The organism is Photobacterium sp. 270122K (assembly GCF_059941365.1).
In genome coordinates this window covers 426,901-440,988 of the sequence record NZ_JBPOEN010000004.1, presented here as the reverse complement: position 1 = coordinate 440,988, position 14,088 = coordinate 426,901, and the positions used below count along the sequence as shown (strand labels likewise).

Annotated in this window: 9 protein-coding genes; 4 read left to right on the top strand and 5 right to left on the bottom strand. The window is 48.9% G+C overall.

Going from position 1 to position 14,088, the window contains the following annotated elements; translation table 11 throughout:
* Positions 1-121 precede the first annotated feature (121 nt).
* Both ACSF8W_RS10390 and ACSF8W_RS10385 read left to right on the top strand, forming a co-directional pair.
* Complete coding sequence (locus tag ACSF8W_RS10390) at positions 122-1,426, top strand: inosine/guanosine kinase (RefSeq protein WP_500847258.1); 1,305 nt, start codon at positions 122-124, stop codon at positions 1,424-1,426.
* A 218-nt stretch (positions 1,427-1,644) separates the two neighbouring features.
* On the top strand, positions 1,645-2,181 hold the full coding sequence (locus ACSF8W_RS10385) for an outer membrane beta-barrel protein (RefSeq protein ID WP_500847257.1): 537 nt from the start codon (positions 1,645-1,647) through the stop codon (positions 2,179-2,181).
* A gap of 189 nt (positions 2,182-2,370) precedes the next feature.
* Here ACSF8W_RS10385 and asnB read toward each other — a convergent pair whose 3' ends face one another.
* The 5 genes from asnB to nagB form a co-directional block, all read right to left on the bottom strand.
* The gene (gene asnB / locus ACSF8W_RS10380; RefSeq protein ID WP_500847256.1) at positions 2,371-4,047 is read right to left on the bottom strand and encodes an asparagine synthase B; all 1,677 of its coding nucleotides are present in this window, start codon (positions 4,045-4,047) and stop codon (positions 2,371-2,373) included.
* A gap of 330 nt (positions 4,048-4,377) precedes the next feature.
* Entirely contained in the window at positions 4,378-5,964 is a 1,587-nt protein-coding gene (locus tag ACSF8W_RS10375) for a cation:proton antiporter domain-containing protein (RefSeq protein WP_500847255.1), read from the bottom strand.
* A gap of 166 nt (positions 5,965-6,130) precedes the next feature.
* A complete protein-coding gene (gene nagC, locus ACSF8W_RS10370; RefSeq protein WP_500847254.1) occupies positions 6,131-7,345 on the bottom strand; it encodes a DNA-binding transcriptional regulator NagC in 1,215 nt (404 codons plus the stop codon).
* Between the two features lie 2 nt (positions 7,346-7,347).
* A complete protein-coding gene (gene nagA, locus ACSF8W_RS10365; RefSeq protein ID WP_500847253.1) occupies positions 7,348-8,484 on the bottom strand; it encodes an N-acetylglucosamine-6-phosphate deacetylase in 1,137 nt (378 codons plus the stop codon).
* 14 nt (positions 8,485-8,498) lie between these two features.
* On the bottom strand, positions 8,499-9,299 hold the full coding sequence (nagB, locus tag ACSF8W_RS10360) for a glucosamine-6-phosphate deaminase (protein ID WP_500847252.1): 801 nt from the start codon (positions 9,297-9,299) through the stop codon (positions 8,499-8,501).
* A 256-nt stretch (positions 9,300-9,555) separates the two neighbouring features.
* Here nagB and nagE point away from each other — a divergent pair, with 256 nt between their 5' ends.
* Positions 9,556-11,046, top strand: a complete 1,491-nt coding sequence (nagE, locus tag ACSF8W_RS10355) for an N-acetylglucosamine-specific PTS transporter subunit IIBC (RefSeq protein ID WP_500847251.1) — start codon at positions 9,556-9,558, stop codon at positions 11,044-11,046.
* Between the two features lie 256 nt (positions 11,047-11,302).
* Positions 11,303-13,987, top strand: a complete 2,685-nt coding sequence (locus ACSF8W_RS10350; RefSeq protein ID WP_500847250.1) for a beta-N-acetylhexosaminidase — start codon at positions 11,303-11,305, stop codon at positions 13,985-13,987.
* Positions 13,988-14,088: the final 101 nt, after the last annotated feature.

Below are 14,088 nucleotides of genomic sequence, written 5' to 3'. Positions count from 1 at the left end.
TTTTTCGGTATAGACAGTGATTTTGGCATTTAAGCTCTCATTCTCAATGAGAGCTTTTGCTTTTCTGTTCTATATTCTGTGATAGAATTCGCAAAAATTTCTCAACAGATAGCGCATTGACATGAAATTTCCCGGCCAACGCAAATCCAAGCATTACTTTCCAGTACATGCTCGCGATCCACTTCTTAGTCAAACCAAACAAGAAAAGCGACTAACTCGCACACACATTGTGGGTATTGATCAAACCTTGGTTGATATTGAAGCTTGTGTGGATGATGAATTTCTAGAGCGCTATGGGCTTAGTAAAGGCCACTCATTGGTGATCACCGATGAAAAAGCCGAAGCACTGTACCAAGAGCTGAAAGAAAACGCGCTGATCAGCCATGAGTTTGCGGGTGGTACCATTGGTAACACGTTGCACAACTACTCCGTATTGGCAGATGATAAGTCAGTATTGCTGGGTGTGATGAGTAAAGACATCGAAATCGGTAGCTACGCGTACCGTTACCTTTGCAATACGTCAAGCCGTATGGACATGAACTACCTGCAAGCGGTAGACGGTCCGATTGGTCGCTGTTTTGCGCTGATCTCAAAAGAAGGTGAACGTACGTTTGCCATCAACGAAGGTCGCATGAACCAGCTTGATCCATCAAGCATTCCTGAAGCGGTATTTGAAAACGCATCGGCATTGGTGCTGACGGCGTACTTGGTTCGCTGTAAAGAAGGTGATCCAATGCCTGCTGCGACCATGAAAGCGATCGAATACGCGAAAAAATACGACGTTCCAGTGGTGTTGACCCTGGGCACGAAGTTTGTCATCGAAGACGATCCGCAGTGGTGGCGTGATTTCTTGCGTGATCACGTAACGGTTGTTGCGATGAACGAAGACGAAGCAGAAGCGCTAACGGGTGAAACGGATCCGTTGATGGCCTCTGAGAAAACCTTGGAGTGGGTTGACTTGGTATTGTGTACAGCGGGCCCTGTTGGCCTGTATACAGCCGGTTATACTGACGATGACGCGAAGCGTGAGACGAGCCTGCACTTGCTGCCGGGTGATATTCCTGAGTTCAACCGTTTTGAATTCAGCCGTCCAATGCTGAAAGCCGATTGTGATACGCCAATTAAGGTGTACTCGCACATTGCCCCATACATGGGTGGCCCTGAGCGTATCAAGAACACCAACGGTGCCGGTGACGGTGCGTTGTCAGCATTGCTGCATGACATGTCTGCTAATCGCTACCATAAAGAGAACGTGCCAAAGTCGAGCAAACATCAGTTTGACTTCCTGACGTACTCGTCATTCTCTCAGATCTGTCTGTACTCTAACCGTGTAAGTTATGAAGTATTGGCGCAGCACTCACCACGTTTGTCTCGTGGTTTGCCGGAGCGTGAAGACAGCCTGGAAGAAGCATACTGGGAGCGTTAATTCGCCGATGCTTGAACCATACAGAGAAAAGAGAGCCCTTGTGGCTCTCTTTTTTTTGCTTGTGGCAGTGTGCATCGACGTAAGGATGAGTACTTTTTTGCGTTATCTGTGACCAATGAGTGAAAAATAGCCATTATTTATCCTGCAAATAGTTAGAAAAATACCTTTTCCGCATCTACGCTTATTTTTGCTACATCAATAAGGAAGTGGAGAAGAATATGAAGAAAAATGCAGTGGCTTTAGTATTAATGGGTGCTTTTTTTACCCCGGCATTATGGGCAGGGGTAGATTTACCTGAAGGGACGCAAGAATTTGGCTTGCAGGGGAGTCTCGACCTCGATTATGTCGATGACTATTTGTTTGTATTGAATACCTCATACGGATATTTTATCTACGACGATTGGGAAATCGGTGCGGTGCTGGATGTCAGCATGAGTGACAGTAATCAGCAGTTCCAGTTTGGTGGTTTTACCGAATATAACTTTACCAATACCTCTAACTGGGTGCCTTACCTTGGGGCGGCCGCACAGTTGGCAAACTTATCGAGTGATGACGGTGACTTAGACTTTGATGTTGAAGATGTCACCGCACTGAACATTAAGCTGTCCGGCGGGGTGAAATACTTCATCAATAAAAATGTCGCGATCAGTGCGGAAGTGAATTACAACATTTCGACTGACGATATTAATGTCAGCAAAGACGGAGTCGAAGACAGTTTTACCCGCTTTGTGTTTGGTACCCGTTTCTACTTCTAATCGACACCGGTTAGCCGTTTGAAATGGCAGTAAAAAAAACAGCGAGCGCCTATCGGCCTCGCTGTTTGTCGTTAGTGATGTTGTTGTTTGTACTTTCTGTACTTTTTATTGTTGCCTCTGTTTGCCAGAGTGCTTTCTACACGTCGTTATGACAGTCGTAAATTCAGTCAGTTAGCTCTCGAGGCCATGTTATTTGCCCGCACCGTATGCTTCATTGTGCACTGCTGCAACCGCACGGCCTGATGGATCTGCACAGTTTTTGAAGCTCTCATCCCACTCAATGGCTTTGGCGCTGGAGCAGGCAATGGAAGGCCCCCCTGGTACACATTTCGCGGCGTCTTCCAGCGGGAATAATTCCTCAAAGATTTCGCGGTAAACGTACGCTTCTTTTGTTGTTGGGGTGTTGTATGGGAAGCGGAACTTGGCCGTTTCCAGTTGTTGCTCAGAGACGTTAGCTTCGGCGACTTCTTTGAGAGAATCAATCCAGCTATACCCGACGCCATCAGAGAATTGCTCTTTTTGGCGCCATGCCACAGATTCAGGCAGGTAATGACCGAAACATTCACGCAGAATGTGTTTCTCCATCTTGCCGTTGCCGCACATCTTGTCTTCAGGGTTCAGGCGCATGGCCACTTCGAGGAATTCTTTGTCCAAGAACGGCACACGCGCTTCAATGCCCCATGCCGCCATGGATTTGTTGGCACGGGCACAGTCAAACATGTTCAGTGCCAGTAGCTTACGCACGGTTTCTTCATGGAACTCTCTGGCGTTTGGCGCTTTGTGGAAGTACAAGTAGCCCCCAAAGACTTCATCGGCACCCTCACCGGAAAGAACCATTTTGATCCCCATGGCGCGGATCTTACGTGACATCAAATACATTGGCGTAGAAGCACGAATGGTGGTCACGTCATAGGTTTCGATGTGGTAAATCACATCACGGATGGCGTCCAGCCCTTCTTGCACGGTGTAGGTCAGTTCATGGTGTACGGTACCGATATGATCGGCCACTTTTTTTGCGGCTTTCAGATCCGGCGCGCCTTCTAAGCCCACGGCGAAGGAGTGCAGGGTCGGCCACCATGCTTGTGACTGTTCATCGTCTTCAATGCGGCGTGCGGCGAATTTTTTCGTAATAGCAGAAATAACGGAAGAATCTAGGCCACCTGACAGTAAGACACCATAAGGTACGTCGGTCATCAGTTGGCGTTTTACCGCACTTTCTAACGCATCGGTCAGTGCGACTTTGTCCGTTTGTGCGTCAGCAACCGTATCAAATTCCATCCAGTCACGTTTGTAATAACGTACGGGCTCACCGACTTTGCTCCACAAGTATTGACCTGGAGGGAATTCGCTGATGCTTTTACACACGGGTACCAAGGCTTTCATTTCTGAGGCCACGTAGTAGTTACCGTGCTCATCGTAGCCGTGGTATAGCGGGATGATACCAATGTGGTCACGGCCGATCAGGTACGCATCTTCTTGCTCGTCATACAGAATAAAACCAAAGATCCCGTTGAGGTAATCCAGCAGTTCAGGGCCTTTTTCTTTATACAGCGCGAGAATGATTTCACAGTCTGATTCCGTCTGGAACGGGTAGTCTGGCGCAAATTCAGCACGGAGTTCTTTGTGATTGTAGATCTCACCATTGACGGCCAGTACGTGGCTTTTATCGGCGTTATACAATGGTTGTTCACCACTGTTCAGATCGACAATCGCAAGGCGCTCATGCACCAAAATCGCTTTGTCTGACGAATAAATACCGGACCAATCTGGGCCTCGGTGGCGCATTTTTTTCGACATTTCCAGCGCGGTGGTGCGCAAGGCGGTTGCATCACCTTTGATGTCTAAGATGCCAAATACTGAACACATACTTTCTACCCCAACATTATGATTATGACTTTCCACAAACAGGCGCGAGAGTGCGTGGCTAAAAAAGGTTCGAAGCAGATAGAACTTGGCCACAACACCGGTTTCGCTTTCCTGTTTGTTAAAATTGCGTATTCAACAATGAAATGCAACCTTTAATCTCTAATCAATACACAAAAAGGTCTAATGATGAATTTTGTTCGGTTTTTGCTGGTTTTAATAAATATTTTCTATGTTAGGTCGGTTTTTTGCACAGAAAAACAAACGGCAGCCGAAGCTGCCGTTAGTGCGAAAAGAAATAAAGCGCATGTCTGTTAGAGCGTTTAGCGCCCGTTAGATAGGGTCGATGGGAGGGGTGAGGTGATCACACACATGGCGCGCAAACCCGCTACCGGCCTCATGGTAAATATTAAAAGCCGCATCCACGCCCAGCGCATATAAGGCTTCTTCATCATCATCATACTTAGCAATGGCCGCGATCTGCCCTTTGTAGTTGCGTTCACGGATTTGCTCAAGAGCGAAGCTGTTGGCTTGGCTGTGGGGCATGGCTAACAAGATGAGCTGCGTGTTGTGCTTTGAGATCACGCGCGCCCAAAAGTCGGGGTCGGTGGCATCGCCGTGGATCACTGTGCGGCCTTGTTCGCGGTGTAAAGCGACGGAGTCTTCGCGGGTTTCAATGCCGATCACTTGCTCACCGTAGCGGCTGACCAGTTCATCGTAAGCGCCGCTGCCGATACGCCCCATGCCTAAAATCAAAATTTTCTTGTCACCTAAGTCAATCAGGCGATCGTTGGCGTTAAGGCGGTCGGGCTCAAATTCTTTCAGCCATTTGGCGGCGTCTTTATACAAGCGATGGCCGAGGCTGTTGAGTGGGGCGGCGATCAGGAAAGAGAGCGACACGGCAATCGCGATGGCGACCAAGAAATTACCGGGTAGGTAGCCCATGTTGTAGGCGAGGCCACCGACGATCAACCCAAACTCACTGTAGTTAAACAGTGTCAGCGTGCCGAGCAGCGACGTACGCACGCGGTAGCGGAACAAGTTGAAGATGACGTAATAGAGAATGCCTTTAAGCGGCAGCAGCACCAGCAAAATGAGCGCCATGAATAAGCCGTCGAAGGTCGGCTCTTCTGACAGGCCGATATTAAGGAAAAAGCAGACCAGCAGTAACTCTTTCAAATTAAAGAGTGATTTTGACATTTCTGAGGTTTTTGGGTGACCGGCGAGCATCATACCGACGATCAGTGCGCCCAAGTCTGCTTTCATCCCGACAGCTTCAAACAAGCCCGAGCCTGCGACCAATGCCAAGAAAATACCGTACAACACCAACATTTCACCGTGGCCTGCGCGATCAAGAATGCGGAACAAAGAAGGGCGCAACAGGGGAAGGGCAAACAACGCCAGAGCGGTCACTTCAGGCACTTTACCGGTGGAGATGGTCAGGAAGAGCACGGCAAAGATATCTTGCATCACCAAGATCCCAATCGCCAGGGTGCCGTAGGTGGCGTTTAATTCCCCTTTTTCCTGCAGTGCTTTAATGGCAAATACGGTACTGGAAAACGACAGGGCAAAGCCCATCAAGGCTAATTGGCTGAGATCGAGATCGGCCATCATGCCGATACCCAATTGCTTGAGTACCAGTAACACCAAGGTGAACAGACCGGTGGTTAAGACATTGTGTAACGTCGCTCCGCCCCAGATCTCTTTGGCCAATAAGGTGCGGATATCCAATTTTAGGCCGATGGAAAACAGCAGCAGGGTGACGCCGAGATCAGCCAGGGTCGTTAAGGTTTCTGTGGATTGATAACCGGCGGTATTGAGGGCAAAGCCCGCCACTAAAAAGCCCACTAACGGGGGGAGCTTGCAGCGAAGGGCAATAAAGCCGGCCAAAAATGCGGCGATGATATAGACAAGTTCCATTGCTGGCTAACATCCTTTTACTGAGTGAAGAGGGGGGACCTCTGCGCATTGAGGCAGGAATATAGCATAAGGGGCATGTTCCTGTCTGGAACATGCCCCTTGAATTTGTTACAAATTGAGTGACTTAGCGTAACGTAAATGATCGCTGCGCTCGGCCTTCTTGCGATCAGTCTTCTAAGAGACGCTGCAGCAGGACGCCGTTGAGCATGGCACGTTTAATCATCGAAAAGGCACCGATGGTCGGCTGGGTATACAGCTCTGACACCACAATCGGCAAATCTTTATTAAACGTGGAAAGTGATTGGGTTTCCACACAGCGGCGAATGGCTGGGAAAATCACGTCTTTGGCATGGGTAATATTGCCGGCGATGACAATTTTTTGCGGGTTGAATAAATTGATCGTCATGGCCAAGGCTTTGCCGAGCTGATTGCCGACTTTGATCAGGGCTTGGCTGGCCAGTTCGTCACCGTGGTTGGCCGCGTCACAAATGGCGGGCATGGTCAGCGATTCGAGATCTTGCAGGCTGCTTGGGTAGCCTTGATCGAGCAGATCTTGAATATGACGAATAATCGCAGGATCAGCCGCAACGGTTTCAAGGCAGCCGAAGTTACCGCACTGGCATTTGTCACCGAGGGGATCAATTTGGATGTGGCCAATCTCACCGACATTGCGGTTAAAGCCAAGGAAGACCTGACCGTTCACAATGATGCCGGCACCGGTACCGTTGTGCACGCTGACCAAAATGGAGTCTTTGCAATCGCGGCTGGCACCAAAGTAGTGTTCCGCCAGCGCAAGGCCGCGCACGTCGTTGCCGACAAAACAGGCCACGCCGTATTTATCGGTGATGATATCCGCCAGTGGCAAGTTATCGACATCAATGGTCGGCATGTATTCGACCACCCCTTTTTCAGGATCGATCAAGCCGGGCAGGGTGATACCAAAGGCGACGAGTTCGCGTATTGCGGTTTGGTTTTCGCTAATAAATTGGCGAATATGCTCAAGCAGACCATCCACTAACATTTGCTGACTGGTATAGCTGAAAGGATGGGCACTGCCTGCGATGAATTTGCCGCTCAAATCATAGAGCGTGATTTCGATGTAGTTACGTCCTAAGCGGATCGCTATCGAATGGAACGGGGTCGACTCTGTGGTCAGAGAGATCGCACGTCGACCACCGGTAGATGCTTGCTGCGCGACCTCTTTGATCAGGCCGCGCTCAAGCAATTGGCGGGTAATTTTAGTAACGCTTGCAGGCGCAAGCTGACTCACATCAGCAACCTGAATACGTGAGATAGGGCCTTGCAAGTCGATGAGCCGGTAAACCGCTGCACTGTTCAGCTGCTTTACCAGATCTACATTACCAATTTGTCCGCCAGTCATAGTTAATTTTGCTCGTATTCGCCGTTAACAACAGTCGCCCGAACATGGTAGTCACGATCAAAAATAGCCAGGTTAGCGACCATGCCTTTTTTGATAGCCCCCAATGTCTTGTCCACGCCAATCGCGCGAGCAGGATAAAGGGTTGCCATACGAATCGCTTCGTCCAGGGCGATACCTGCATGTTCGACACTGTTTTGAACTGCTTCAATCATCGTGAGTGCCGAACCACCAAGTGTGCCATTTTCATCCACACACTTACCATCACGGTAATATACTTTCTTACCGACAAAAATAAAGTGATCCATGTCCGCTCCTGCAGGTGCAGTTGCATCGGTAACCAAAATAAGTTTGTCACCCTTGATGCGCTGAGCGATACGGATGTTGGCGTAATCGACATGGAAACCGTCTGCGATAACCCCAGTGTAAACCTCTGGCGTATCATAAATCGCACCGACCATGCCAGGCTCACGCCCTGCAATTGGTGTCATCGCATTGAATAGGTGTGTTGCAAACGTGATACCGGCAGCAAAGCCTTCACGTGCTTCCACGTAGGTCGCATTGGTGTGGCCCGCAGACACGACGATACCTGCATCAACCAACTGCTCGATATGTGCATGTGGGTTTTGCTCAGGTGCCAGTGTTACTTTGGTCACGACATCGGCGTTTTCACAGATGGTGTTGATCATGTTGTCATCAGAGCGACGAATGTGATCAACCGAGTGAATGCCTTTTTTCATCACGTTCAGGTAAGGCCCTTCAAGGTGCAGACCCAGTGACTGGTTTTGGTATTTGGCTTGGTACTCACGCTGTGCGACAATCGCCGCCTTCATGTCTTCGTCAGAAGAGGTGATTAGCGTAGGTAGAAAGCTGGTGCAGCCTGATTTCAGGTTCGCCAGGTGCATGGTGTGAATGGTGTCGGCATTGATTTCATCGTTTAGCATCACGCCACCACAGCCATTGAGCTGAAGGTCAATGAAGCCCGGTACCAGATTGGCACCGTCAAGGTCACGTGTTTCAATGTCGGCAGGTAGCTCTGCCACAGGGCAGACGGCATGAATGTTTACGCCGTCAATGATGACGGCGTAGTTATTCAGCACATCGCTACCGGTAAAAATACGGCAATTGGTCAGTGCGTACATGGATCAATCCTTCGTTACAGGTGCGAAATGTTGTTAGCTTCTAGCTCTTGGAAGTACTTCACTGTCTTCACTTTTAGCTCTTGCGTAGAAGGCTCATCACATACGATCAGTGATTTAGGGTGAAGCTGAAGCGCAGAAACGGTCCATAGGTGGTTCACAGAACCTTCTACCGCTGCTTCTAGTGCCAATGCTTTGTTGTGACCTGTTACAAGGATCATGATCTCTTCAGAATCAAGCAATGTACCTACACCGATAGTCAGTGCGTACTTTGGTACTTGGTTCATGTCGCCGTCGAAGAAACGCGAGTTAGCAATACGCGTGTCAGCCGTCAGTGTTTTGATACGTGTACGAGACGCCAATGAAGACGCAGGCTCGTTAAAGGCGATGTGACCATCGTTACCCACGCCACCCATGAACAGGTTGATGCGACCGAAAGACTTAATTTTGTCTTCGTAACGCTGGCATTCAATCGCGTGATCTTCTGCATTACCGTTCAAAAGGTTGATGTTTTCTTCTTGAATATCAATGTGATTGAAGAAGTTGTTGTACATGAAGCTGCGGTATGACTCTGGGTGATCAGCAGGAATGCCAATATATTCATCCATGTTAAAAGTCACAACGTGTTTGAAACTTACTTCACCTGCTTGATAAAGCTCGATTAGGCGCTTGTAGGTTGCTAGCGGAGTGCCACCGGTTGGCAAGCCTAGCACGAACGGACGCTCGGCAGATGGCTCGAATTTATTAATACGATCAGCAATATAGCGAGCAGACCACAAACCTACATCTTTAGCTTCATTGAGTGGGATTAGTCTCACGGTGACACCTCATTCCAAGTTAAAATACGGGAAAATCTTAGCGTGTTATCGCCTTTGTTTTGGATAATAAAATAAGTTTTATGATCGAGCTAGCAAATTCGCCTGTTTATTGCCCTTACAGGTGATAAAGATCACAAATGATGACCTTTTAATTTGCGGGGCGAAATTAATTTCTTAAACTGCAAATAACTTAATCGAGTAACTAAAAAAAGTGACTCAACATCGCGTCTAAGAAAACCATAGGGGGAACTATAGGGTGAACATTCTTGGATATATGCAAAAAGTAGGTAAAGCACTGATGGTGCCGGTAGCAACGCTACCAGCAGCCGCTATCTTAATGGGTATTGGTTACTGGGTTGACCCAACAGGTTGGGGTGCGAACAGCGCACTGGCAGCCTTCTTGATCAAAGCCGGTGCTGCAATCATCGATAACATGTCTGTACTCTTCGCGGTAGGTGTTGCGTACGGTATGTCTAAAGACAAAGACGGTGCAGCAGCACTTTCTGGTTTCGTTGGCTTCTTGGTCGTTACTACGTTGCTAGCACCAGGTGCGGTTGCTCAAATTCAGGGCATCGACGCTAGCGCTGTTCCGGCTGCATTCGGTAAAATTAATAACCAGTTTGTAGGTATCCTTGTTGGTATCGTTGCAGCAGAAATTTACAACCGTTTCTCAACCGTTGAGCTGCACAAAGCGTTGTCATTCTTCTCTGGTAAGCGTCTAGTACCAATCATGATGTCTTTCGCGGGTATCTTCATTGCATTCGTTCTGATGTACATCTGGCCTGCAGTTTATGGCGGCCTAGTGACATTTGGTGAAGGCATTCAGGGCATGGGCGAGTTTGGTGCGGGTCTATACGCATTCTTCAACCGTCTATTGATTCCTGTGGGTCTACACCACGCACTGAACTCAGTATTCTGGTTCGATGTGGCAGGCATTAACGATATTCCTAACTTCCTTGGTGGCGCTAAGTCTATCGCTGAAGGTACGGCAACTGTTGGTGTAACAGGTATGTACCAGGCGGGCTTCTTCCCAATCATGATGTTCGGTCTACCAGGTGCGGCACTGGCTATCTACCACACTGCTAAGCCTCAGAACAAAGAGAAAGTTGCTTCTATCATGATCGCAGCGGGCTTCGCATCATTCTTCACGGGTGTAACTGAGCCACTAGAATTCTCATTCATGTTCCTAGCACCTGGCCTATACGTGCTTCACGCCGCGCTAGCAGGTCTATCTGTTTACATCGCAGCAAGCATGCAGTGGATTGCAGGTTTCGGTTTCTCAGCAGGTCTAGTAGATATGGTTCTATCTACGCGTAACCCACTAGCGGTTAACTGGTACATGCTGATTGTTCAAGGTCTTGTATTCTTCGGTCTTTACTACACCATCTTCCGTACGGTGATTGTGAAGTTCAATCTGAAGACACCTGGCCGTGAAGACGAAGACGAAACAGTGAGCGACGTGAAAGGCTCAAAAGAAACGGGCGAACTAGCGAAGCAATACATCAAAGCACTGGGTGGCGTATCTAACCTAGAAAACATTGATGCATGTATCACACGTCTACGTCTAACACTGAAAGACAGCAGCCTAGCTGACGAGAAAACACTGAAAGCACTGGGTGCGATGGGTGTGGTTAAACTAGGTTCGAACAACCTGCAGGTGATTCTTGGCCCACTGGCTGAAATCGTAGCGGGTGAGATGAAGAAAGTGTCTCCATCTGAAGACCTATCTTCAGTAAAACTGCCTTAATTATTTCACGCTAAATAATTAATCGTAATACATCGGCCTTCCTCGCGAAGGCCGATGATCCCCTCGACTGAACAATCATCTGTTACTACAACACTCTTACTGGAACACTATCCCCCTTTCAGGCGCTGCCTGAATCAAAGGGCGATAAGTTGTGTCTGCAGTTTCAGATTATTGTTTTGTTTATTATTTGTTTTTTTATTTTGCCTCGGTGCGGATCTTTGATGCTGGCTGGGGTTATTCGGGAAAGGAGTTACTCGTGAGAACATTTAAGCTAAGTTTATTGGCGTCAGTTGTGGCCCTCGTGGCAACAGGCTGTGCGTCAAATGCGCCAAGTCCATCCGTGATGACAGATCAGCAAGTCGCTGATACGTTAGCGGCTAACTTGGGCGTGAACTACAAAGTCATTACCAACCATGGTGCCAATGAAGGCCTGGAATGTCGTCAGCTACAAGCAGAATGGGCATCGTGTGATGTGATTAATCTGACGCTGACAAACAACGGTCCAGCGGTTGACAACACGGATTGGAAAATCTACTTCCACAGTATTCGTATGATTTTGGATGTACAGAATGATCAATTCAAAGTCACACACATTACCGGTGACCTTCATACCTTAGAACCGACTGAGAAGTTTAAAGGCTTCGCGGCAGGTGAAAAGGTGGTGATCCCTTATATCGGTGAATACTGGACATTGTTTGAAAATGACTTTATGCCGCGTGCCTATGTGATTGCCGGTGACTCGACACCAAAAACACTAGAAAGCCTTGATCATGAAGATCCATCTGCTTACTTGGATCCGATTGATGGCGATAACTGGAAGCGTACCCCAACGGATAACAACATTCTGGCGACAGCCCAATCGCGTTTTGAGAAAAACAGCGATGTGGATTTGATCGCATCAGAAACGTTGGCCGGTACGATTGTCCCTACGCCATTGAGCACCACACTAACGGGCAACACTGTGTCGTTGGCACAGGGTATCCGTATTGAAAACAAAGCACTGACTGCTCAGAAGCTGGATGCTGCTGTCAGCCGTATGGCGACATTGGGCATCAAGACCAACGGTCAGTACCCGGTAAAAGTGATCTTAGACCCAAGCCGCTTTAGCAAAGAAACTAAAGTATCAGGTGCTTACCAGCTAGACGTGCGTGACGGTTCTACGTTGATCGTGGGTTACGATGCTGACGGTGCGTTCTATGGTTTGCAGTCTTTGATGTCATTGGCAAGCACGGGCGCAGACAAGACGATCCCTACGCTAAAAGTGGTGGATGCTCCGCGCTTTGACTACCGTGGTGTGATGGTCGATGTTGGCCGTAACTTCCACTCAAAAGAGGCGATTCTTCGTACGTTAGACCAAATGGCCGCGTACAAGATGAACAAATTCCACTTCCACCTGACGGATGATGAAGGCTGGCGTATCGAGATCCCGGGCTTGCCTGAGCTTACGGATATCGGTGGCAAGCGTTGTCACGATCTGTCTGAAACTACGTGTTTGTTGCCTCAGCTAGGTTCAGGCCCAGAGAGCGATAACTTCGGTTCAGGCTACTACACCACACAAGATTACTTGGATATCCTGAAATACGCGAAAGCGCGTGGTATTGAAGTGATCCCTGAAATCGACATGCCTGCGCACTCACGTGCCGCGGTTGTGGCGATGGAAGCGCGTTACAAGCGTTTGGCAGAAGCGGGCGACTTGGCTGCCGCTAATGAATACCGTCTGATGGATCCACAAGATACCTCGAACGTGACCACGGTACAGTTCTACGATAAGCGTAGCTTCATCAACCCATGTATGGATTCGTCGCTGAACTTTGTCGACAAAGTGATCTCTGAAGTGGCTGCGATGCACCGTGCAGTCGGTATGCCGCTGAACACATGGCACTTCGGTGGTGATGAAGCGAAAAACATCAAACTGGGCGCAGGCTTCCAAGACGTGAATGCCGCTGACAAAGTGGACTGGAAAGGCGATCTGGATCTGTCTAAGCAAGACAAGCCATTTGCACAGTCTCCAATGTGTCAGAAAGCCATTGCTAAAGGTGTCGTGTCTGATTACGGCCACTTACCAAGCTACTTCGCTGAGAAAGTCAGCAAAGTGGTGGCAGCCAAAGGTATTGAAAACTTCCAAGCATGGCAGGATGGCTTGAAGTACTCGAAAGATGCACAAGCATTCGCGACCGACAACGTGCGTGTTAACTTCTGGGATACCTTGTACTGGGGCGGCGGTGCATCCGCGTACGACTGGGCTGCAAAAGGGTATGACATGATCATCTCTAACCCAGATTACGTGTACATGGACATGCCGTACGAAGTGGATCCTGAAGAGCGCGGTTACTACTGGGCAACCCGTGCGACCGATACACGTAAGATGTTTGGTTTTGCACCAGAAAACTTGCCTCAGAACGCAGAAACCTCTGTTGACCGTGACGGTAACGGTTTCACCAGTAAGGGTGAAGCAACGCCACGTAAAGGCTTCTACGGTCTATCTGCACAGCTATGGAGTGAAACCGTACGTACTGACGAACAGTATGAGTTCATGGTTTTCCCTCGCGTACTGGCCGCTGCTGAGCGTGCATGGCACAAAGGTGAGTGGGAGCGTGATTACCAGCCAGGGCTGGAGTTCTCACAAGAGACTAACCACGTAAACAAAGTTGCGCTACACGACGACTGGTCACGCTTTGCGAACCTATTGGGTCAGCGTGAGTTGGCGAAATTGGATGCCGCGGGTATCCAATACCGTGTACCGGTACCGGGTGCGAAGATTAAAAACGGCGTATTGCACATGAACGTGAGTATGCCGGGTCTGCCGCTACAGTACTCAACTAACGGTGGCAACAACTGGTCAACGTATAACGCGAAAGCCAAACCTGCGGTTTCTGGCAAGGTGTCAGTGCGTGCAGTGAGTGCGGACGGTCAGCGCTACAGCCGCGTGATCACACTGTAATTGACGGTATAGGCGGACTGGTGGCAGATGCCGTCAGTTCGTCACCGGCGGCCATTTTTTGGGTCAGTGTCGGTGAGTCAGTGATCCAGAAGGCCATTCTT

What these genes read in the sequence shown, in the direction of transcription:
- ACSF8W_RS10375 (WP_500847255.1), bottom strand. Translation starts at nt 5,964, where the DNA reads ATGGAACTTGTCTATATCATCGCCGCATTTTTGGCCGGCTTTATTGCC.
- asnB (WP_500847256.1), bottom strand. Translation starts at nt 4,047, where the DNA reads ATGTGTTCAGTATTTGGCATCTTAGACATCAAAGGTGATGCAACCGCC.
- nagA (WP_500847253.1), bottom strand. Translation starts at nt 8,484, where the DNA reads ATGTACGCACTGACCAATTGCCGTATTTTTACCGGTAGCGATGTGCTG.
- ACSF8W_RS10385 (WP_500847257.1), top strand. Translation starts at nt 1,645, where the DNA reads ATGAAGAAAAATGCAGTGGCTTTAGTATTAATGGGTGCTTTTTTTACC.
- nagC (WP_500847254.1), bottom strand. Translation starts at nt 7,345, where the DNA reads ATGACTGGCGGACAAATTGGTAATGTAGATCTGGTAAAGCAGCTGAAC.
- ACSF8W_RS10390 (WP_500847258.1), top strand. Translation starts at nt 122, where the DNA reads ATGAAATTTCCCGGCCAACGCAAATCCAAGCATTACTTTCCAGTACAT.